Raw genomic sequence first — 20141 nt, forward strand, 5'->3', positions numbered from 1 at the left:
GACCGGTCAGTGCGCGTTCTCGGTGGGCCGGATGCCACGGGGGATCCAGGCCCAGGCCGCCGCCGCGGCGACCAGGGCCAGAGCGGATCCGATGGCGAAGGCCGGTGTCATGCCGTGGGTGAAGGCGCGGGCCACCTGTTCCAGGAGCGAGGCACCCTGGGCGCCACCGATTTCCTGGGCGGCATGGGCTCCCTCACCCACCGAGTCGTGTGCCGCGGCCGGGACGGAGGCCGGCAGGCTGCTCCGGTACAGGGCTCCGGCCAGGGAACCGAGCGAGGCCACCCCGAGGGCGGCGCCGAGCTCGTAGCAGGTCTCCTCGATCGCGGCCGCGCCGCTGACGTGCTCGTTGGGCGTGGCGGCCATCAGGGTCACCGAAGCCACCGTCGTGGCGAGCCCGGCGCCGAAGCCGATGAGGGCGAGGGCGGCCGCCATGACGGGGTACCCGAGGTGATCGTCACCGTCCTGGGCCAGCCAGGGCAGGGCCAGTCCCGCGGCCATCAGGACCAGGCCGGATGCCATGACGTGGCGGATCGGAAGGGCACGCATGAGTGCCGGTGCGAGCAGGGAGGTCACCACCAGGGCCAAGGGTGCGGGCAGTACCCGCAGTCCCGCCTGGAGAGGCGAGTAACCCTGCGCGTACTGGAACCACTGCGTGAGCAGGAACAGCACTGCGCCGAGCGCGACCATGCCCAGGAAGAGGACCGTGGCCGAGACGCTGAAGGCACGGCTGGTGAACAGACGCACATGCAGCAGGGGGTGGGCAAGGCGTAGCTGACGGCGCACGAACAGGGTCAGGACGACGGCTGCGAGCGCCAGCATCAGCCAGGGCAGGGGCGAGGCGAGCCCGCTCTTGCCGAGCTGCTTGATACCGGCGGCCAGCGCGATCATGCCGACGATGGACTGGGCGACGCCGGTCCAGTCCCAGCGTCCGGCGCGGGGAGCGAACGATTCGGGCAGGAACCGGATACCGAGGGCGATGACGGTCAGCGCGATGGGCACGTTGAGCAGGAAGGCAGACTGCCAGCCGTAGTCCTCGACCAGGAGCCCTCCCACGACCGGGCCCAGCGCCATGCCGCCTCCCATGACCGCTGCCCACACCGCGTAGGCGAACGCCCGCTCTCGGGCGTCGGTGAAGACGTGCCGCAGGATCGACAGCGTGGTGGGCATGATCGCGGCGCCGCCGACGCCGAGCAGCGCGCGGGCTGCGATCACATGCCACGCCTCGGTGGCTGCCACCGCGCCCAGCGAGGCCGCCGCGAACAGTGCGAAGCCGACCAGCAGGAGTCGCTTGCGACCCCATCGGTCACCCAGCGCACCGGCGGTCACGAGAAGTCCGGACAGGGCGAGCGCGTACACGTCGATGATCCACAGCTGCTCCACGGCACCAGGCTGAAGATCGGCGACCAGCGAGGGGAAGGCGACGTTGAGGATCGTGGTGTCCATCGCGATCAGCAGCAGGCTGCCGGAGAGGATCGCCAGGACGACCCAGCGGCGCGCGTGCACACGGTCTGCGACCGGGGTCACGGCGGGGCGGGACATTGAGACTCCAGAGGGTTGGGTAAGACGTATGAGTCTTAATTGAGACGCCAATGTATCACTCGCGCTGTGGTCGGACAATGGACGGTGATGCCGGACGCCGCTCCGGTGGACCGGTACACACGGCCGCCGGCCGTGTGTCCCAAGGAGACGTACCGTCCACGCGGGGCCCTTCGTCACGCTCGGTACGCCGGCTCCGACGAGCGTCTGCATCCGCGAGGCGCTGTCCAGAGGCCTCGCCGTCACGTATGCGGCGGGACGCGTGCGGAACCCGGGAGCCGGCTACCGGCACGTGAGGGTGGTCGCGGAATCTTGCCGAGCCGACAGCGTCTCTTGAGCTCGACGGCTCCGGCCGGGGGGTTGCGCCGGATCGCCCGCCTCGGCCGAACCCTCCCGCCGACCTGCCGGTAGGCTCGCCGGTCATGCCCCTACCGAGACTCGCATGGATCACCCCGCGCAGGGTGACGGCCGCCGCCGTCCTGGCCGCCGTATTCGCATCAGGCTGGTACCTGGGGCAACCCGTCCGGCTCCCGGCGTGTGACGCGCCGATGAAGACCGTGCGCTACAGCGACTACCTGGCAGCCGACGGTGTAGGGGACTGCGACGAGAAGCCGAGACTGCTGGCCTGGCTCACCGGGAATCTCCGCTGAGGGCAGGAGATGCGACGGCCGTGGCGGCGACCTTCGGGCGTCGGCGTCGGCGTTGACCTTGGCAGTGGCAGTGGCAGTGGCCGTGGCCGTGGCCGTGGCCGTGGTAAGAGCCGGCCTGCCCAGGATCCAGCGAATCTGGGACGGCCCGCGTGTGCGGCCTGCCGGTCGGCCCGACGACCTGGCGAACACGCCGGACTCGTGCGAGACCGGGCGATCTGCGGGGCCTGCTCGACATCCTCGCACCGGGCGTCGTCCGGTCGGCCGACGGCGGCGGAATCGCGCAGCCCGCGCCGGTGTCCACCGTCGGTACCGACGAGGCGGTCCATGCCTTGGGCAGGACCGCCGCCGGTCGGTGCGGTCCTCCGGGAGCGGCACGCGGGCCGATGCACGAGCGACCCGCTCAAGGGGCACCGTGATGTCGCGGCCCGCCACGGCGAACCGGTCGTCCACCACGAGGTGACTGGGCAGGTCGCAGCCGGCAACGTGTGGCTGCGATCACTCGCCGCCCATGCGGCTAACGGCCCTCACCGCACTCCGGGTTGAACGCCTGAGCAACGGCGAGACTGTCTTCGTAGACATGGTGACGGGTGACCAGACCGTGCTCGACCGTGAGGTGCAGTGCGAACCGCGCACGATACGCACGCCCGGTGGGCCGGGCGGTTTGGCGGATTTCGCCGAGCACGACCGCATCATTGCCATCGACGAGGACGCGCTCGACCTCGGTTGCCTCCCGCCCGGGCACATGGTGCTCCGCGAGTTCGCGATAGTGGGCCGCGGCGTCGCTGCGTGTGCGCCGATGCCGGATCCACGGGGTGGCAACGCGGCCGTGTTCAGACTCCGGCCAGTCCAGCTTCCAGTCGCCCCGCTCGGCATAGAGTTCGGCGATGCGATCGGGGTCGCCCTCGCCGATCCGACGCAGCAACTCCTCCACCACGGAGCGCGTGGTCGTGGGTGTGTCCGAGGGCATGGCCGTTCCTTCCGTTGCGGAACCGCGTATCGACGCGGGGAGATCGCATTCTTTCCAGCCCTGGGGCCTTCGACGATTACCTCGCGGGTAATGGCCACCCCGACCCATTTCTGCAACAGCCCAGGTGCCGCGGCAGGTGGGGCCCGCCGCCCAGTCTCCCGTGACGCGCGCAGCGGCCGAAGTCCGCAGTCGGCCGACGAGGCCGAAGCCGGCGGCAGGAGAGTGCGGCCCGCCGTCCGGCGCAGCGTGTCACCGCCCCCGTCCGGACCTGGTGAACAGCGATGCGACCTCGGGCGAGCCGGCCTGGAACCGAGCCCGGACTGCTGGTGCGGTCCGGCTCGGACTGGACGCCGCGGTCAGCCGTCCGTCCTGAGCCGGAGGACCAACACCGCGATGGCCACCTCTGCTCACGTGGCGCCCCGGTCGGCGACCTGGCCCGATACCCGGGGCGGTCGAGATCAATTGTGAGACACGGCCCAGTGACCCGGGTCGGAGCCCCGCCGGCAGTAGTGGGCGACGACATCGCGGACCTTGCCGACGAACAGCGGGTCCGTGGACCACTCGAAGGCCCGAGCCCGGCGCGGGGCGAGTGTGAGCGCCCGCCGGATCTGTGGGTACGTCGGCTGGGACATCCTCGCGGCCGCCGCCATCGGCCTGGTCGAGCGACGCTTTGACCAGGGGCGATCGGCGGCCGGCGCCGTGGTGTCGGTGGCGTCTCGGGGCTTGTCGGTCGGATGTCGGTGGGCGCTGGCACCTTTCGAGAGGTTCGGCCGGGTGCCCATCCGGCTGTGGGTTCGGGATCCAAGGAGCGCATATGACGATCACTGTCCGACCGGGAAGCACCATGATGTTCACCGGTGATTCGATCACCGACTGCCAACGGCTGGAGAGCGAGGACGGTCTCGGTTTCGGCTATCCGCTGCGCGTCGCGGGCGAGTGGGGACTGCGGCATCCCGATCGCCCGGTGACCTGGCTGAACACCGGGATCAGCGGCAACAAGGTGATGGACCTCGAAGCCCGCTGGCAGGCAGACGTACTCGACGCGCGCCCGGACGTGGTGTCGATCCTCGTCGGGGTCAACGACATGGGCTGGCACACGCTGGACCCGAAGGGGTACGTGATCCCCGTGGAGGATTTCGCGGCGGGCTACGACCGCCTCCTCGCGCCCCTTGCCGGGGCGGGCACGGAACTGATCCTCATCGAGCCGTTCCTTCTGCCGGTCCACGGCGTCGTGGAGGCCGGTGCCATGCGCATCGGAGAGAAGGAGCGAAGGCAATGGCGTACCGATCTGGACCCGAAGATCCAGGCCGTGCGCAGTCTCGCCCGCTCCTACGGCGCGCAACTGCTCGCCGCCGACGCCATGTTCGCCGACCTCGCCGCGACGACCGGACCGGAGTACTGGAGCGCGGACGGTGTACACCCGACGCCGGCCGGCCACGCCGCACTCGCGGCGGCCTGGCTGCGCCTGGTCATGTGATCGGCCTCGTGACCACTCGCGAACCGGTGCTGTTCACGGCCCGCCCCGGCGGGCGACCGCAGTTCGGCGCCGTCGCGGTCCGATCGCCGGGCACCACCCGGCGTACGGGCCGCGACGGACGCGGCCGGAGCCGACCCGTACCCCGCGTCGCCGGAGCGCGTCCCCTCGCCCCGGCCCGACGAGCAGACCCATAGCATCCCCTGTCATGGTTACAGTGATCTTGACCGTCGGGCTCGCGTTCATCGGCTACCTGGCGACCTACCTGAACGGCCTGCGCCTTGCGCAGAGGCAGGCCCGGCTCGCGCGCGTCAATCAGCAACTGAGCGACTTCTACGGGCCGTTGTTCGCCCTCATGGAAGCCAACAGCCGCACCTACGACACGTTCTCCGAGAGGTACGCCCGACCGGACGGTCGTGACCCGTTCCGACACGACACGCCACCCACCGATCAGGAACTCGCGCAGTGGCGCACCTGGGCCACCACCGTCTTCATACCGAACATCAAGACCATGCGGGACGTGGTGGTGACAAGGGCCGACCTTCTCATCGAGGAGGAGATGCCCCAGGCCCTCCTCCAGCTCTGCGCCCATGTAGCGGGCTACGAGATCACGGCTGCGCGGTGGGCCCAGGGCAACTACGAAGAGCACCTGTCGCTCATCCCCTTTCCGGGGCGGGACCTCAAGGAGTACACCTGCGACAGGTTCACACGGCTGAAGAGCGAGCAGGCGCGGTTGCTGGGACACACTCGTACCGGCGGCGGAAGCCGGTGGACCCTCCTCGTCGGGCGATGAGACGCGACGTCCGTACCCGTATCCAGGGTGGACGGACGCCGTCCCGTGCCGCGCCGGACGACGCCCCATCCCGCTGTCCGGTCAGACGCTGCCGGCCCCGGCAACGAGCGCCTTTGTCATGAAGACTCGGCCGGCCCCCGGCGGATCGCAGGGCACCTCTCCCAGGAGCCTCCAGCCCTGTTTCCGATAGAAGCCGGGTGCCTGGAAAGTGATCGTGTAGAGCACGGCCGCGCGGCAGCCGCGGGCGCGGGCCTCGTTCTCGGCCTGTCGAAGGATCTCTCCACCCAGTCCGCTGCCACGAAGCCCAGGAGGCAGGAAGAAGAGGTCGACGAAGAACAGCCCGAGCGAGGTACGCCCGGTCAGTCCGCCGATCACCTGATGTGTCTCGGGATCACGGACCAGAACGGCAAGCGGTCTGCGGTCGTCGATTCCCGTCCTCTCGGTGTTGAACCGGTCCAGTGCGTCGGAGATCACCGCGATGTCCGCAGGCATCGGGGAATCGGTGACCACGAGATCTGTCCGGGGTTCGGGGCACGGCGGCACGCTTACGGGCGGCTCGGACGCGGGCATGGTTCCTCCGGTGTGTGAGCGGAGGCGGCGCGCCTCCGGCCCAAGGGCGCCTCGGGCATCCGGTGACGCTATGGCGCGGACGCTTCGACGGGCATCGAACCGAGGTCGGCGACAATTGGCCGCATGGACACTCAGCGCGCAGGTCGGGACGTGGGCGTCGATCTGGCTGCCGTGGCCAGGCTGCTGGCCGACGGGACCAGGGCGGCCTTCTGCCTGGCCCTGCTCGACGGCCGGGCATGGACCGCGAACGAGCTGGCACGTCATGCCGGGGTCGCGCCCTCGACCGCGACGTCGCATCTGAACCTGCTCGTCAGCGGCGGACTCCTGGCCGAGGAGCGGCACGGACGCCATCGCTACGTGCGAGTGGCCGACCACCGGGTGGTCGAGCTGATCGAGGGCCTGGCCGCGCTCGCCCCGCAGCGGACCGCCCGGCCGCGTTCACTGTCGGCCTCCGGCCGTCAGCAGGCACTGGCCCGTGCCCGACTGTGTTACGACCACCTCGCCGGAACCGTCGCGCTGGCGATCACCGACGCCATGGTCGGGCGGGGCCTGCTGGAGTGGGGGTCCGAGCCCGGACTGACCAGCAGGGGAGTGTCCTGGCTGGCCGAGGTCGGCATCACGGTGCCGAGTGGCTCACACCGCCCGCCGGTGCGCGCGTGCCTGGACTGGACCGAGCGCCGGCCCCACCTGGCAGGCGCGGTAGGTGCCGCGCTGTGCAGCCACGCCCTCGCCGTCGGCTGGGTCACAAGGATCGGAACGACGCGCGCGCTCGCCGTGACCTCCACCGGCCGCCGGGCATGGAACGACTACTTGGGCCTGCCGCCGGAGCAGCTTGGCGCAGCGCGCCGCTGAGCGGATTCACTCGGCCGGCGTGCCGATCCGCAGGCGGTTGCCGTCAAGGTCCTGAAGCTCGATCTCACGTGCCCACGGTGCGTCCTCCACGTGTACGCCGAACTCGGCGGCGACAGCTTCGACATTGTGGACACGCATGTACACCAGCGTGTCGGGGCGGGCGTCGCCCGAGTGTTCCGACAAGAACAGCCGGACCTGGCCCCGGGCGATCTCGACGAACGCGGGCAGTCCCGGTTCGAAGCGATGTTCCCACTGTTTGGTGAAGCCCAGACGGCCGTACCACTCGACCGCTGCCGCAGCGTCCTCGACGCGAAGAATGGGGATCACTTGCTCGTCCATGTGCCCATCGTCTCAGGCCGGTCGGGCGAGGCGGACGCCGCTCGGTCCGGCACCCGGCCACAGGTGGTCCGCCGGTCCGGACGGTGAGCGGACCGCCCCGGCCGAGGCGGCGGCTCAGGTCGGGCCAGGCGGTGGGACACAGGGCGAGCGTGTGGTGGACCGGGACGAGGCCGACCCGGCCGCCACAGACCTCCAGGTACGGCTCGTACCCACCATCCATGGGTACCCCGTCCCGCAGTGGGATGTGCACGATGGTGTGCCGGGAGCAGGCGGCGAAGGAGAAGAGCGCGGCGAGCCGCCACAGACCGTCGTGATCGCCGACCAGCCGGCCGAAGCCGGTCGGGCCGGCGAGCGCGGTGTGCGGCAGCGGGTGCCACGGCTGCAACACCCGGTACTCCCGTGGCCCGATCCGCGGTCGGATCTGTCGCAACTTCAGCCGCATGTGCACGCCCGCGTGGTGCCAGGGATGTCCTGAGCGAAGCTCCGGCGAAATGCCGTATTCACCGCACCCGGTCGAGCACGGTCTTGAGGCGAACACCCGGAATTCGTCCGGATTTTCCGGCCGCCGCCGCATGATCTCTCACCGGTGCCGGAGCCCGATGCGCGGATCGGTCCGTCCGATGACATGCCCCAGCGGAAGCGGTACTGACCGGGCCTTCAGCAACGGGGTGTGATCGCGTCGGCCCAGTCGTCGACGGTGACGACGTCCGCCCACTGCGGGAACAGCCTCTCGGTGAGGAACCGGTGCACCTCCGGGTCGGTGTCCAGACAGGCGTCGGCGAGGACGGTGAGGCCGAAGTCCAGGTCGTTGGCCTGGCACAAGGTGTGCAGCACCACGGCGCTGGTGGCGATGCCCGTGAGGACCAGGCTGTCGATGCCGTGCGCCCTGAGCACCACGTCCAGGTCGCTCCCCGAGAAGGCGCTCGCTCGTCTCTTGGTGACCACCACCTCACCCGGCCGCGGCGCGACATCCGGGTGGATCTCGGTGCCGGCCTCGCCCTCGACATGGAGTCCGGCCCGCGCCACGGCGGTGAGAGCCCTGTTGCGCGGGCTGACTTCCGGAAAGCCGGGGCGCAACGCGATGACTACGTAGATCACGGGGACGTTCGCAGCCCGGGCGGCCTCGATTGCCCTGCTCAGGCGAGGCAGGTACCCCGAGCCGTCGTCGGCGATGTCGATCACGGCTCGTTGGACATCCATCACGAGAAGGGCGCTGGCCATTAGATCTCCAGGAGCGGCATCGGTTCGGAACTGAAGTGGGACGGGTTCACCATGCCCGGGAAGTGCGCGGTCGCGGGCACCGTGGCAGTGTGCCTGCCGGGTGCGCGGTACACCAGGCGGCCCGCCAGGGCGAGTTGGGCCGGTACATCCGAGGGGCGGCTGGTCGCGCATGCGGGGAGAAGGGCGGCGGCGCAGCAGCGATTTCCGCACCGGCCCATCCTCTGCGCTGATCCGGCCCGAGTGCTCGGGGCTGCCGTCGTCATCCGGGATCAGGGCCGATCGTCACGGCGTCGGCGCCTTCTCGTGGCCCCGAACGCGCTCCACGGGAGGGTGGCGACATGTCCCCACCCTCCCTCGGGCGCGGCACAGGCCGGTCTTGAGGGATCGGTGCCGTGTCCCGCGCCACCGGTGCAACGTCACTCAGTTGGGCCGTGAACTCCCTTTCCGTTCCGCCCACTTGAAAAAATTTCTGCCTACGTCGAGCCGTTTCCGCAGTTCACTGGAGTGCAGATGGGTCTAGACCACTAACGAGTCGGAAAACTATTTACCGAGCACGTGTTCTCATGGCTCAATGTGTCGTGTTCGCGTCAAGCGGACGCGCGTAGATCCCTCTACGGGAAAGCGCACGCCCGACTCCTCCTGACCGGATGCACGCCGACCTTTCTGTTTGCCGCGTCGCACCGTACCCGCGCCGGCGCGCTGAGATCCACCGCACCGAAGGACCACTCGGAACCACTGAATCTCACCCCCCCCACCAAGCAGGAGGAACCCTTGTTCCCCAGAAACCTTTCCCCCAAGTCCATACGGCAAGTACTCACCTCGGCAGGTGTCCTCGGCACGAGTGCCGCGCTGACTCTCGGCCTCATGTCGGGTACCGCCTCCTCGGCACCGATGTCGTCGGACAACGCCGTGCCGCAGGGCAAGGGCTACATGGGCGTGGGCTACGTCCAGGACCGCAAGGACTTCAAGCCGGACACCCGGCAGCTCAAGCTCGACACGGCGCCGGACGCGAACCTCCTGGCGAACCCCGTGGGCGTGGACATCTCCAGCTGGCAGGGCGGCATCAACTGGGGCTCCGTCCGTGGCGCGGGCATCGAGTTCGCCTGGATGAAGGCGACCGAGGGCACCACGTACAAGGACCCCACGTTCAGCGCCAACTACCTGGGCGCCTACAACGCCGGCGTGATCCGGGGCGCCTACCACTTCGCGCGGCCCGACGTGTCCGGGGGCGCGGCACAGGCGGACTTCTTCGCGAGCAACGGTGGCGCCTGGTCCCGCGACAATCTGACCCTCCCCGGCGTGCTGGACATCGAGGGCACCTGCTACGGCAAGACGCCCGCGGCCATGCAGTCCTGGATCCTCGACTTCTACAACAAGTACAAGGCCCGCACCGGCCGTGACATCGTGATCTACACCAGCGCGAGCTGGTGGAACTCCTGCACCGGTGGCTGGACGGGCATGTCCGCCAGGAGCCCGCTGTGGGTGGCCCACTGGACCTCCGCGGGCAGCCCCAGCATTCCGCAGGGCTTCCCGTTCTGGACCGTCTGGCAGTACACGTCCACCGGCTCGGTCGGCGGCGTCTCCGGGAACGTCGACCGCGACCGCTTCAGCGGCGATCGCTCCCGCCTGCTGGCCCTGGCCAACAACACTCCGTGACGGCGGCCCCGAGCGCCCGGTGATCACCTCCGGGGACCGGTGACCCCGGCGTGACCGGCGCCGTGGGCCGGAGCAGACCGGCCGACCGACTGGTCTGCTCCGGCCCGGATCGCCGACCGACTGGTCTGCTCCGGCCCGGATCGCCGGCCGATGGTCCGGGCCGGGCACAACGACAGTTCGCGAAGGAGAAAGCCATGAGCTCCACACCACATCCCCTCAGCAGGCGCGGCGCGCTGCTCGCCGGAACAGCGGCCCTGGCCGGCGGGATGGGGCTGGCGGGCCGTTCGGACGCGGCCGTGCGCGTTCCCGAAAGGGCGCGTACCGCCCTGCCCGCCCTGACCCCGGAACAACGCGCCGGACAGTGCGTCATCCACTCCTACCCGGGGCTCACACCGCCGGCCGGGCTGATGGACGCGATCAGGCAGGGCCGTACGGCCGGGGTGATCTTCTTCGGGGAGAACATCGAGAGCCTGAGCCAGATCGAGGGCGTCGTCCGGGAGATGAACGAGGCGAACGCCTCCGCCCCCGTGAAGGCCCCGCTGCTCCTGATGACGGACCAGGAGGGTGGCATGGTGCGCCGCCTGCCCGGCGAGCCAGTGCTGTCGGCGAAGGACGTGGGCGGTTCCACCGACCCGGAGGGACAGGCGGAGTTCACCGGCAGCGGTGCGGGCATGAACCTCGCGGGCGTGGGGATGAACGTCAACCTGGCGCCGGTGCTCGATGTGTACCGGAGGGCCGGCGACTTCACCGACCAGTACGAGCGGTCGTACAGCAAGGACCAGGATGCGGTCGGAGCATGTGGCTCGGCCTTCATCACCGCGCAGCAGGACACCGGGGTTGCGGCCACCGCCAAGCACTTTCCCGGCCTCGGACCCGCCTCCGCGAACCAGAACACCGACCTGGGGCCCGTCACCCTCACCACGTCCGTGTCCACGCTGCGCAGCGTCGACGAGGTGCCGTACCGTGCGGCGATCTCGGCCGGGACCAAGCTGGTCATGCTCTCCTGGGCGGTCTACCGCGCGCTGGACGCCGACCGGCCCGCCGGCCTGTCCCCGACCGTGGTCGGCGAGCTACGGAACCGGCTCGGCTTCCCGGGAGTGACGATCACCGACGCGCTGGAGGCCGGGGCGCTTCGGGACTACGGCGGCACGGCGGAGCGGGCTGTACTGGCAGCCGCGGCCGGCATGGACCTGATCCTGTGCTCGGCCCGCGACGCCGCCCAGGGGGAGGAGGCGGTGACCGCACTGGGCGAGGCCCTGGCGGCCGGCACACTCGACGGTGCGGCCTTTGACGCGGGCGCCGGGCGAGTCAACGCCCTTCGCGGCAACCTGTCCTGACGGGACGACACCCCAGCCGGTACGGTCCCCTCGGCGACCGGCTCCGGAAGCGCCGCGAACTCCTCGCACGAGGCCCTCGGAAAGCGGGGCTGAGGGGAGCCCGCAGGTCCGCCGGTGGGGGCCGGGTGGTCCGGCAGCTGCTCACAGGCCCTAACGTTGGTCCATGCTCAACATGCCGTCACGGGTCGAACTGCGCCCGCTCACCCTCGCCGACCAGGACGAGTTCTGCACGCTCGTGCGGGCCAGTTCCGAGCTGCACCTGCCGTGGATGCGGCTGCCCGCGACCGAGGAGGAGTTCCAGGCCTGGATGCGCCGCTTCGACGATGGCAGCAACCTGGGCTTTCTGGTCCGTGTCCGGGATTCCGGCGTGGCAGCCGGCATGGTCAACATCAACTCGATCATCCGGGGTCGCTACCAGGGCGCGTCCATCGGCTATGCGGCCTTCGCTCCGTCCGCAGGGTACGGGTACATGACCGAGGGGATCGCCGCCACCCTGGAACATGCCTTCACCGACCTGCGGCTCCACCGGCTGGAGGCCAACATCCGGCCGTCGAACAAGGCGTCCCTGGCCCTGGTCCAGCGGCTGGGCTTCCGCTACGAAGGGATCTCACCCGCATACCTCTACATCAACGGGGGCTGGCGGGACCATGAACGCTGGTCCATCACCGCGCCGGACCCCTGGACTCCCGATCCGTCCCTCCCGGAGGTCTGAGCTGCACGGCGCTGCCCGCGAGTCACACTGCTGCCCGCGAGACACGCTATGGCCACGAGACACGCCCTGGCCACGAGCAGCGTCCTCGGAGCCGTTCCTGCCTTCCCGCGCCGGCCAGACCTTCGGGGTGAAACTGCTCCTCCCGTGCCCCGGCTACAACCCGGCTGCGAAGCAGGCCATCATCGACCGGCCAAGTTCTAGCCGTGCGAGGCGGGGATCCCGTTTAATGCGTCTCTACTCGCAACGGGGAGGAACGGCCGATGAGTTCTGCAACGCCGCCCGACGACGGAGCGCCACCTCTACCGCCACCGCCACGGCCGCCCTCGCCGCCGGATCCCGGGCCTCCGACGCCGACGCCGGGACGGAGGCGGATCGGTGAGATCGCCGCGCTCGTCTCGGCCATCACGGCTGTCATCGGTCTGCTGCTGGGGTTCTTCGGCCTGCCGACCGTGGTGAACTCTCCGACGGCCAGGACCGTGACAGTCACCAAAACCGTCACGGTCACCGCCACCGCCACCGTTGGGGCATCGCCCCGGAAACCGGTCGACGAGGATTCCGCTCAGTCGCCCGCGCCCGCTCCGCTGCCCTCGGGTGAAGTCGCCCTGAGCGATCTCACCCCTCTCGGGGACTATCCCGACGACGAGTTCGGCCTCCGGACCGTGACGCTGGGAGGTAAGCCCTACTCCAATGCGATGGTTGTGAAATACCCCTGCCAGCCCGGCACCGAGTACAGCATCAACCAGAGGTACAGGAAGCTAGTCCTGACCGTGGGGCTCGACGACAACGCCGTGGCTGTGAGCGGGAAGCTGGAGGTCATCGGGGACGGGAAGACCCGCAAGAACATCATGCTGGAGGTCAACAGGCCGCAGACCGTGTCGGTGGACATCACCGGTGTGGTCAAGCTCGGCATAGAGGCCGACATCAGTGAGGGCAGCTTCTGCAACGACGACGGAGTCGTGGTCGCGTTGGGGAAAGCGGTGCTGATGTCCTGAGCCCGCCGTGGGCGTGAGCCGGGCGCGCCAGCGGCGACGGGCGTCCCGCGCCGTCGTGACCTGATGCCCCTTGCTGGGGCGCGGGAGCCGATTCGCCTGCGTCCGGAGGGTGTGAAGGCGGCACTCGAATTCATCGACCTTGACGGCTAACACCGTTAGCCATATCGTGACGCCACTTGGTGGACGGCGTTGGTCATGTCGGCCCGTCACGATATGAGGGGGACGCAGTGAACACCGTGACAACCAGCAGTACTTCGGGTGGCAACGTCCTGCCCCCGGCCCGCCGGGAGGCCTGCGAGTCGACGGCCTTCCTCGCCGGGGCATCGGCGACCGCCGGAGATGAGCGGGAGCCCTCGGCCGCCGCCGTTTCCATGCTCCCTGCCGGGCCGGGCGCATTCCGACGACATTGTGCGAAGCGCACTGCGGAAATCGCGATCGCGAGAGTGGCCCGACGTGACTGACCGCGCACAGCAGATCATGGCCGCCGCCCGGGAACTGCTGGACACCGAAGGCCCCGAGGCGTTGTCGATGCGACGCATCGCCGCGCGTGTCGGCGTCCGGGCGCCGTCTCTGTACAAGCACTTTCCCGACAAGGCCGCTGTCGAGGCCGGGCTTCAGGCGCAGGGGATGACCCAGCTGGCGGAGGATCTGGAAGCGGCAGAAGCCGAGATCGGTGTTGAACCGCCGCTTCTCGTGCTCGCCCGCGCCTACCGGCAGCACGCACTCGCCGGCCCGCATCTCTACCGCCTCACCCACACCCGGCCGCTCGGCCGCACCGCCCTCCCCGACGGCCTCGAAGACCGTGCGGCGATGCCGCTGGCCCGCGCGGTGCACGGCGACATCGACATCGCACGCTCGTTCTGGGCATTCGCACACGGCATGGTCGTGCTGGAGCTCGACGGCCGCTTCCCGCCCGACGCGGACCTGGACGCAGCGTGGCGCACCGGCTGCGATGCGTTCGCCCGGGCGATCCAGGACAGGACCAGGGGAGGGGCAGCATGACCACGGTCGCCCAGCAGCCTGCTTCAGGCGTCACCGCCCGCGTCGCCGGATACTCGCATGCCGCGGCATGGATCCTCGGGCTCGTCGCCGCATGGGGAGCCACACCCGAAGTCGGCGACACACGGGCCGCGATCGCGAGCGCGTATGCCGGCAAGCCGATCGAGGCCATGGCCCAGGCGCTGCTCGTTCACGGTGTGGCAGGGTTCGGCCTGGTGGTCGTCGCCAACGGACTTCTCGTCCGGTCCCGCCGTATCGGCAGTGCCGCGGCCTGCTTCGCCGGTTGGGCCGGAGGAGTCGCGGGGGTGCTCGCACTCGTACAGCTCGTCCTGGAACTGATCGCAGTGTCTGGAGCCGATCCGGCGGCACCGGGTATCACCGGTGCACTGTTCGAGGCGGTCCAACGCGCGGACGGTGTAAAGATGTTCGCGCTCGCCGCACTCGCAGCGGCCGCCTGCACGGCCTCGCGGCACGCCACACAGCTGCGGCGGTGGGAAGCCGTCGTCGGTTGGGTCCTCGCCGTTACGATCGCCGTGTCGGGCATCGGATATCTGCTCCTTTCCACCGCCTTGACCCCGGTGGCGTACGTTTCACTACCCCTGCTGCTCATCTGGATCGCCGCACTCGGCTCAGCACTCGGGCGTCGGCCCTGAGACCGGAGTTGCGGGGCCGGGGCCTGAACCCGGACCGGGAAGCGGAGCGGGCACGGAATTCGCCTGCCTTCCCAGTCCTTCGGCCGGGGTCCTTCACGGCGGCCCGGCTTCGCCGAGGGGATGCCTTCAGCGTCATCCGGGCGGTTCCATGCGGGCTCGCCGGTGGACGGCTGTAGCACGTGATCACCGGCCCCGACGCGTACTTCGGTGAACGCGGCAGCCGGTCCGAGCCCTGTACGTACGGGAGGGCGGGCCCGGCCTTTGGGGCGCCATCGCCTCGGGCGGATCGGTGCGTGATCGGCTGCCGCCGGGATTCCGCCCTCTGGGGCAGCAGGACTACTTGAGCACGGTGTGAACCTGGTCCGCGACGGCTGGATCCGTCAGCAGCGCGTTGTGCTTGAGGCAGCCGGTCTCAACGTTGACGGCCCCGTCCAGCATCGTGCTCGTGGTCGGACTGATCTGCTCGTCACAGCCGGAACGGAACGTCGTGTACCGCGTGGGTCCAGGTGTCGGGTCCGCTTCGTTGAGGTGCTGGACGACGTACGATCCGGGCGTCATGTCCCTGCACCCCTGGTACCAGAGAGCGCAGAGATAGCCCAGGCTCGTGCCGTGGTTGGGGCCGGCCAAGGACACCCAGTTCCGGACGGTGGTCCCGCCGCCCCCGAACTTGATGTACCAGCGGGACGGGAGGCTGCCCAGGCTGTGCGCGACGATGTCGACCTGCTTCGCGCCGGTCTCGTCGAGCACGCGGCTGACGTAGTCGGCCAGTCGGGCACTCAGTACCTCGTTGGTCGACAGCGATGTGTCGTAGTCCCAGGCGAAGAAGCGGCTCTTCGGATCCCCCGCGGACTCGAAGCGGCTGATCATCGTGGTCCAGACGCCCGCGTCGCTGTTGCGGCCGTGTACGAAGACGACCGGCGTCTCGGTGGGCGCCGTCGGGGCTGCGACGGCCGGCGCAGACAACGCGAGGGTGGTGACGAGCGCCGACGCAGCGGCGAGTGCTGGATGACGCATGAACAAGTCTCCTGCTCTGAGCCGACCTCGTGGTCGGGCGGACTGCATGGTCACAACGAGTCGACATGATGGGGGATGCGGACTCCCGTTGGAACCGTGATGCACGACCCGATGCGTCGGCGCACCCTCGGCGAGGGCACTGTCCGGAGCGGCCGGCGCTGGGACGGAGACGATGAGCACGGACGGCTTCGAGTTCTCAGGCGTGGGGCGGGGCCTTCCGGGGCGATGGCCGGAGCGGTCGCGGGGAGCGGGACGGGGGAGAGAGTGGCGGCGGGCTGCGACTCCTTCAGATCGTGCCTCCGGAACAGCGGAGGAGCGAGCCATCAGGTCAGCCCGGAGTCCGCCGAAGTGCTCGGCGCGATCAACACCCGCATTCGCGCCCCACGCACCGGTGCCGTCGTCTACCTCTCCAGCTATGACATGGTCGAGAAGACCTGGAATTCACAGATGCCACTGCTCTTCCAGTGGTGTCGCAGCGGCGAGAGCTCCCGCTTCTCCCGAAGCTCCTGCGACAAGCGCTCCAAGAGGTGCCGGCCTCAACGAATCCGACCGACTCGGTCAGAGCCCTCGCGCCTGCCGGCGATGCGTCCTCGATCAGAAGATTCGTGACCTCCTCGGCAACGGCATGGGGGCCCTCGGGCGCGATGCCGCTGGCGACCCTGGTCCGCGAGCTCGGCGCAACCCGACGCGGCAAGGCCAGGACCGGCACCCCCGGACGGCGCCTCCCGGTTCTTCCGCGGCGGGCAGCCCGGCCGCCCGCTCAGCGACAGCCAGATCGCTCTGCGGTTGCACAAGATCTGCATCCGGCCCGAACAGGACCGATCCACCGCCCTGTTCACCCTCGCCGCCGAGCTTTCCGCCGCTATCCTCGCCCGGATGGTCGGCGGCCACATCCAAGTCGCCGTCCAGTGGCAGAAGGCATCCGGCGGTGACTGGGCTGCCTACGCAGAAGAGATAAGCCGCGGAGAGAAGGACTGATGAAAGCCTCCATAGCAATCGCGCAATTTCCCATCACCTGGGACATCGAGCAAAACCTCGCAGCCATCACCTCACTCCTGGAAGACGTACAACCAGACGAGATCGTCGTACTCCCCGAAGGCGCACTGTCCGGCTACGGCGCCGACCTCTCAGCCCTCGAACGCCTACCGCTTTCGGTCCTCGCGCATGCCATGGACCGTCTCGCAGAGCTAACGCAGCGCAGAGCCATCCACCTGTTCTGCGGCACGTTGCTATTCGAGGATGGCGCTTGGAGCAATGCCGCCCTCTACTTCTCTCCGGACGGCACCCGATGGACCTACCGGAAGGTCAACCTGGCGATGAACGAGCGTGGCAAACTCAATGCCGGCTCTGAGCTCGTGACGCTCCCGATCCATCTGGCGAGCGGGCCCATCACTCTCGGCGTCCAGATTTGCCGGGAGATCCGTTTCCCCGAGCAATGGCAGCATCTGGCCGACCGCGGAGCACATGCTTTCGTCTACCTCACCCATGCGGCCAACCCCTCCGAGCCTGCAGGGGTCTGGCGGAGCCACCTCATCAGCCGCGCAGCGGAGAACCAGCGGTTCGTCCTGGCGGCCAACGTGGCAGATCCTCACCAGCACTGCCCCAGCATGGTCATCTCACCGAGAGGGGAGGTCCTTGCCGAGGCGAACTCTGACGAGACCACCGTAATCAGAACCACGATCGACCTTGACGAGTCCGCCAATTGGTACTTCGGCCAGCGCCGACGAGACCTAATCAAGTCGAGCTATCAAGATCGGACAAACGTGTAACACTGCGGCTGGGGGAGTCCCTACGGCCGGGCATTCCGGGAGTTCCAATACCCGACTCCACCATATTGCCGTCTACCCGACGGATGCCATCGAGGCCCATCGAGCGTTCATCGCCCACCGCCGAGCCTCTCGGCCCAGCGAAGAGTGCCGAACCCAACTGCGAAGCGCGAAGGCCCGGCGCGGCGAGGTCGAGGGCCTCCAGGCCAACCTTGCCGGAGCAGAGGAGAAACACGCCCAGCTCGACAACCTCATCGCCCGGCGCCCGCCAACGGCCAACCCAGGGATGCCGGCCATTGCCGACACCGTCATTTGCGCCACCGGCACACCCACGGAACGCTCCGCCCCTGAATACCCGTGGCCACCGCGAAGCTGCACCGTCTATGCCCCTAGCCATGCACAGCGCGTTCGCATTTCCATCAGGTGAGCGAGCTGAGACGATCGCTCTACTCGATCGGCATCTGCCCCAGCAGCGTGATCCGTGGACTTGGACGGCAACCTCTACGTCGAGATCGACGATGAACAGACCGGCTACCTCCTTTTTTGACTGGGACCCGACGACGTGGCGATCCTCGAAGCGGCCCTCGGGCACCATCCCACCTGGACAGTCCAGATCAAGATCACTGGGGGGATCGACGGCATCGCAGAACTTTCGCCAACTTCTGGCGATCCGAAGCACGGAGGCTTGGCGACCGACGACTACCCCGCCCGCCCCTGGTTCTTGCAGGAAATCGAGTCTCGGGCGGTGAACGACGGTCTACGTTTCTTCGTGCCTACCACGAACTCAACCGCGAGCAACAACACTCCTGAATCGATCACCGCTCAGTAGAAGTCCAGAGAAGGTCGACGCATGAACCCAACAGACGATCACACGGTTGCAATCGTTCTGAGCGCCGAAGAATACGACGCCGTACATGCAGCCCTCACCGCCGGCGCCGGCCCCCGAACTGGCGGACGGCCACCCACACTCAACTCCCTGCTCGAACAGTGGAGCGGCATCGCCGCGGAGCTGGAGCAGGAAGACTACTCGGACTGCGCACCCGAGTTCCACAACAGCATCTGGTGCCGAAGCGCCCTCGCGAAGGTCTGGCCGCTGCTGCCGCCGCGCGTCCGGTCGATCAGGCAGCCCGAGCTCGACCGCATCGACGAGCAGTATCGCCGGGCCACAGTTCCGTTGCCTGGCCGGCCCGAGGAAGGGGCCGGGTGGTGGAGCCGGCGGGTTCCACGTCGCCTGGAGGCCGAGACCTCGGAGTACCGCGAGGGAGGCTGGCCTTTGGGCTGGGAATCAACACCGTTTCCCAAACCGGCAGCCGTCGAGGTCATCACCTGGGGGTGAACCTGCCCGAATTGGCCCGGATGAACGCAACTAGTTCAAAGAAGTGTGTACTCGATGCTCCATGCTCCGACCGGACCCGGCTCAGAGACACCGCCTCGTCGAGGTCCGCGACAACCTGATCGCCCGAATCACCGAAGCGGAACAGAGGGTGGCTCGGCGAGATCGAAGGACAGCCAGGGGCTGGAACAGCTCATCCGTGGAATCCGCCCATCCGTTGCTGCCGCGGGCCCCGCCGCAGGCGACCGGCGAAGCTGCATGCGGACAAGGGCTATGACTACGACCACCTGCGGCGATGGCTCGTGGGCGCGGCATACGCCACCGCGTCGCCCGGAGAGGCGTCGAGTCCTCGCAGCGGCCCGGCCGCCACCGCTGGGTCGTCGAACGAACCGTTTCCCGGCTGTCCGGCTGCCGACGCCTCCACCACCGCTACCAACGCAAGCCCGAGCACTTCCTTGTCTTCGTCGGCATCGCCGCCACGCTGATCTGCCACCGCCGCCTCGCCAAGAACAGCCCTCTCAATCCCACCAGAACCGCCACTCTCGACGCTGCATGAGCTCTTCGTGGTACGTGGACCAGTCCAGGTCGGGGTCCTCATGGAAGACGTCCGGGCAGGAGAGGTAGTGCTCCGCGGCGAGGACACGGGCCTGGCGGGCGTCCGTCGGTTGAGCAGCAACCGAGAGATACAGGCTTCCGTGTCCAAAGCCCACGACACGGACACCGAACCGGTGCTCCCAGGAACGCAGCACTGCCGACAGTTCCTGCGCGGTCATGTGATTCGTCATGCCCAGCCAGCTGAGGGCAGCGGGCGCATCGGCGCCCCGCGCGACCTGGACGAGTGCGAGACACCGGGCTCGGCCGTCGCGGGCGACAGCAGTCGCCACTTCCCCCGCGCACACGTCAGCGTCCGTCACCACCGCGGCAGGCGTCGCGAGACCGGGCCACTCCTCGAAAGGCGGCCACGAGTCGTCCGTCCACTCGCTCCGGAAGTACGAGCCGGCATCGGCGTCAGCCCCGTAGCCACCACCCACAGGCTCGAATGAGTCGTCGGGGTACTCAAGCAACAGCGGGTACAGGCCGGTCTCACGACGACGCGCGTGCAACCGCTTCCACCAGTCAGCCGCATCTGTGACCGGGCCGTCGCTCATCCACACCACCGGATGCGGATGATGACACGGCCCAATCAGCCTGCCAGGTGGCAAGTCGTCCAGCAGCTGTCTGAGAACTTCGCTCAAGGGCTCGGGCACAACCGGAATCTACGCGGCACCTCTGACAGA

The 20141-nt window shown here is 68.9% G+C and carries 21 protein-coding genes and 1 pseudogene; 15 read left to right on the top strand and 7 right to left on the bottom strand.

All coding sequences use genetic code 11. The features are described 5' to 3' along the window. Positions 1–6 precede the first annotated feature (6 nt). Complete coding sequence (locus ACGF8B_RS30570) at positions 7–1539, bottom strand: MFS transporter (RefSeq protein ID WP_392745096.1); 1533 nt, start codon at positions 1537–1539, stop codon at positions 7–9. A gap of 419 nt (positions 1540–1958) precedes the next feature. Here ACGF8B_RS30570 and ACGF8B_RS30575 point away from each other — a divergent pair, with 419 nt between their 5' ends. Next, positions 1959–2186, top strand: a complete 228-nt coding sequence (locus ACGF8B_RS30575; RefSeq protein WP_392745099.1) for a hypothetical protein — start codon at positions 1959–1961, stop codon at positions 2184–2186. A gap of 514 nt (positions 2187–2700) precedes the next feature. Here ACGF8B_RS30575 and ACGF8B_RS30580 read toward each other — a convergent pair. Then, a complete protein-coding gene (locus tag ACGF8B_RS30580) occupies positions 2701–3153 on the bottom strand; it encodes a nuclear transport factor 2 family protein (protein WP_392745100.1) in 453 nt (150 codons plus the stop codon). An 814-nt stretch (positions 3154–3967) separates the two neighbouring features. Between ACGF8B_RS30580 and ACGF8B_RS30585 the strand changes: the two genes are divergently transcribed. Further along, on the top strand, positions 3968–4630 hold the full coding sequence (locus tag ACGF8B_RS30585) for a GDSL-type esterase/lipase family protein (RefSeq protein ID WP_392745103.1): 663 nt from the start codon (positions 3968–3970) through the stop codon (positions 4628–4630). A 205-nt stretch (positions 4631–4835) separates the two neighbouring features. Next, positions 4836–5420: a hypothetical protein gene (locus tag ACGF8B_RS30590; RefSeq protein ID WP_392745104.1), complete on the top strand. Its 585-nt coding sequence runs from the start codon at positions 4836–4838 to the stop codon at positions 5418–5420. A gap of 81 nt (positions 5421–5501) precedes the next feature. Here ACGF8B_RS30590 and ACGF8B_RS30595 read toward each other — a convergent pair whose 3' ends face one another. Continuing rightward, positions 5502–5912, bottom strand: coding sequence for a GNAT family N-acetyltransferase (locus ACGF8B_RS30595; RefSeq protein ID WP_392745107.1), 411 nt, complete (start codon positions 5910–5912; stop codon positions 5502–5504). Positions 5913–6113: 201 nt separating this feature from the next. Between ACGF8B_RS30595 and ACGF8B_RS30600 the strand changes: the two genes are divergently transcribed. Continuing rightward, on the top strand, positions 6114–6842 hold the full coding sequence (locus ACGF8B_RS30600; protein WP_392745109.1) for an ArsR/SmtB family transcription factor: 729 nt from the start codon (positions 6114–6116) through the stop codon (positions 6840–6842). A 6-nt stretch (positions 6843–6848) separates the two neighbouring features. On the opposite strand, the gene ACGF8B_RS30605 is transcribed toward ACGF8B_RS30600, so the two are convergent. Together ACGF8B_RS30605 and ACGF8B_RS30610 are read right to left on the bottom strand one after the other, a co-directional pair. Continuing rightward, positions 6849–7181 carry a glyoxalase superfamily protein gene (locus tag ACGF8B_RS30605; protein ID WP_392745111.1) on the bottom strand — a complete coding sequence of 111 codons (333 nt, stop codon included), beginning with the start codon at positions 7179–7181 and terminating at the stop codon, positions 6849–6851. A 657-nt stretch (positions 7182–7838) separates the two neighbouring features. Further along, positions 7839–8402, bottom strand: coding sequence for a cysteine hydrolase family protein (locus ACGF8B_RS30610; protein ID WP_392745112.1), 564 nt, complete (start codon positions 8400–8402; stop codon positions 7839–7841). Positions 8403–9266: 864 nt separating this feature from the next. Between ACGF8B_RS30610 and ACGF8B_RS30615 the strand changes: the two genes are divergently transcribed. The 6 genes from ACGF8B_RS30615 (at position 9267) to ACGF8B_RS30640 (ending at position 14751) form a co-directional block, all read left to right on the top strand. Next, entirely contained in the window at positions 9267–10058 is a 792-nt protein-coding gene (locus ACGF8B_RS30615; RefSeq protein ID WP_392745114.1) for a GH25 family lysozyme, read from the top strand. 194 nt (positions 10059–10252) lie between these two features. Next, positions 10253–11395, top strand: coding sequence for a glycoside hydrolase family 3 N-terminal domain-containing protein (locus tag ACGF8B_RS30620; RefSeq protein WP_392745117.1), 1143 nt, complete (start codon positions 10253–10255; stop codon positions 11393–11395). Positions 11396–11558: 163 nt separating this feature from the next. Further along, a complete protein-coding gene (locus ACGF8B_RS30625; protein ID WP_392745120.1) occupies positions 11559–12107 on the top strand; it encodes a GNAT family N-acetyltransferase in 549 nt (182 codons plus the stop codon). Positions 12108–12367: 260 nt separating this feature from the next. Beyond that, positions 12368–13099, top strand: a complete 732-nt coding sequence (locus tag ACGF8B_RS30630; RefSeq protein ID WP_392745122.1) for an NPCBM/NEW2 domain-containing protein — start codon at positions 12368–12370, stop codon at positions 13097–13099. Between the two features lie 453 nt (positions 13100–13552). Next, positions 13553–14101: a TetR/AcrR family transcriptional regulator gene (locus ACGF8B_RS30635; RefSeq protein WP_392745124.1), complete on the top strand. Its 549-nt coding sequence runs from the start codon at positions 13553–13555 to the stop codon at positions 14099–14101. Continuing rightward, positions 14098–14751, top strand: coding sequence for a hypothetical protein (locus ACGF8B_RS30640; protein ID WP_392745125.1), 654 nt, complete (start codon positions 14098–14100; stop codon positions 14749–14751). The genes ACGF8B_RS30635 and ACGF8B_RS30640 overlap by 4 nt, the downstream gene beginning before the upstream one ends. 336 nt (positions 14752–15087) lie before the next feature. Here the strand turns inward: ACGF8B_RS30640 and ACGF8B_RS30645 are convergent, their stop codons facing one another. After that, positions 15088–15765: an esterase/lipase family protein gene (locus ACGF8B_RS30645; protein WP_392745127.1), complete on the bottom strand. Its 678-nt coding sequence runs from the start codon at positions 15763–15765 to the stop codon at positions 15088–15090. 786 nt (positions 15766–16551) lie between these two features. Here ACGF8B_RS30645 and ACGF8B_RS30650 point away from each other — a divergent pair. The 5 genes and pseudogenes from ACGF8B_RS30650 to ACGF8B_RS30670 form a co-directional block, all read left to right on the top strand. Beyond that, positions 16552–16743, top strand: a complete 192-nt coding sequence (locus tag ACGF8B_RS30650; protein ID WP_392745128.1) for a hypothetical protein — start codon at positions 16552–16554, stop codon at positions 16741–16743. Continuing rightward, positions 16743–17534, top strand: coding sequence for a carbon-nitrogen hydrolase family protein (locus ACGF8B_RS30655; protein WP_392745129.1), 792 nt, complete (start codon positions 16743–16745; stop codon positions 17532–17534). The genes ACGF8B_RS30650 and ACGF8B_RS30655 overlap by 1 nt, the downstream gene beginning before the upstream one ends. A gap of 559 nt (positions 17535–18093) precedes the next feature. Next, on the top strand, positions 18094–18360 hold the full coding sequence (locus ACGF8B_RS30660) for a hypothetical protein (RefSeq protein WP_392745130.1): 267 nt from the start codon (positions 18094–18096) through the stop codon (positions 18358–18360). Between the two features lie 21 nt (positions 18361–18381). After that, positions 18382–18867 carry a hypothetical protein gene (locus tag ACGF8B_RS30665; protein WP_392745132.1) on the top strand — a complete coding sequence of 162 codons (486 nt, stop codon included), beginning with the start codon at positions 18382–18384 and terminating at the stop codon, positions 18865–18867. Positions 18868–19070: 203 nt separating this feature from the next. Continuing rightward, a pseudogene (locus tag ACGF8B_RS30670) lies at positions 19071–19420 on the top strand (transposase); the annotation flags it as partial. On the opposite strand, the gene ACGF8B_RS30675 reads toward ACGF8B_RS30670, so the two are convergent. Next, entirely contained in the window at positions 19383–20111 is a 729-nt protein-coding gene (locus tag ACGF8B_RS30675; protein WP_392745134.1) for a DUF4253 domain-containing protein, read from the bottom strand. The pseudogene ACGF8B_RS30670 and the gene ACGF8B_RS30675 overlap by 38 nt on opposite strands. Positions 20112–20141 lie beyond the last annotated feature (30 nt).

This window comes from Streptomyces sp. NPDC047917 (genome assembly GCF_043204345.1).
Lineage (GTDB): Bacteria > Actinomycetota > Actinomycetes > Streptomycetales > Streptomycetaceae > Streptomyces > Streptomyces sanglieri.

Coding starts and splice junctions, on each gene's coding strand:
- ACGF8B_RS30570 (WP_392745096.1), bottom strand. CDS start 1,539: ATGTCCCGCCCCGCCGTGACCCCGGTCGCAGACCGTGTGCACGCGCGC.
- ACGF8B_RS30595 (WP_392745107.1), bottom strand. CDS start 5,912: ATGCCTGCGGACATCGCGGTGATCTCCGACGCACTGGACCGGTTCAAC.
- ACGF8B_RS30580 (WP_392745100.1), bottom strand. CDS start 3,153: ATGCCCTCGGACACACCCACGACCACGCGCTCCGTGGTGGAGGAGTTG.
- ACGF8B_RS30600 (WP_392745109.1), top strand. CDS start 6,114: ATGGACACTCAGCGCGCAGGTCGGGACGTGGGCGTCGATCTGGCTGCC.
- ACGF8B_RS30575 (WP_392745099.1), top strand. CDS start 1,959: ATGCCCCTACCGAGACTCGCATGGATCACCCCGCGCAGGGTGACGGCC.
- ACGF8B_RS30615 (WP_392745114.1), top strand. CDS start 9,267: ATGTCGGGTACCGCCTCCTCGGCACCGATGTCGTCGGACAACGCCGTG.
- ACGF8B_RS30585 (WP_392745103.1), top strand. CDS start 3,968: ATGACGATCACTGTCCGACCGGGAAGCACCATGATGTTCACCGGTGAT.
- ACGF8B_RS30655 (WP_392745129.1), top strand. CDS start 16,743: ATGAAAGCCTCCATAGCAATCGCGCAATTTCCCATCACCTGGGACATC.
- ACGF8B_RS30590 (WP_392745104.1), top strand. CDS start 4,836: ATGGTTACAGTGATCTTGACCGTCGGGCTCGCGTTCATCGGCTACCTG.
- ACGF8B_RS30630 (WP_392745122.1), top strand. CDS start 12,368: ATGAGTTCTGCAACGCCGCCCGACGACGGAGCGCCACCTCTACCGCCA.
- ACGF8B_RS30605 (WP_392745111.1), bottom strand. CDS start 7,181: ATGGACGAGCAAGTGATCCCCATTCTTCGCGTCGAGGACGCTGCGGCA.
- ACGF8B_RS30610 (WP_392745112.1), bottom strand. CDS start 8,402: ATGGCCAGCGCCCTTCTCGTGATGGATGTCCAACGAGCCGTGATCGAC.
- ACGF8B_RS30665 (WP_392745132.1), top strand. CDS start 18,382: ATGAACCCAACAGACGATCACACGGTTGCAATCGTTCTGAGCGCCGAA.
- ACGF8B_RS30645 (WP_392745127.1), bottom strand. CDS start 15,765: ATGCGTCATCCAGCACTCGCCGCTGCGTCGGCGCTCGTCACCACCCTC.
- ACGF8B_RS30620 (WP_392745117.1), top strand. CDS start 10,253: ATGAGCTCCACACCACATCCCCTCAGCAGGCGCGGCGCGCTGCTCGCC.
- ACGF8B_RS30640 (WP_392745125.1), top strand. CDS start 14,098: ATGACCACGGTCGCCCAGCAGCCTGCTTCAGGCGTCACCGCCCGCGTC.
- ACGF8B_RS30625 (WP_392745120.1), top strand. CDS start 11,559: ATGCTCAACATGCCGTCACGGGTCGAACTGCGCCCGCTCACCCTCGCC.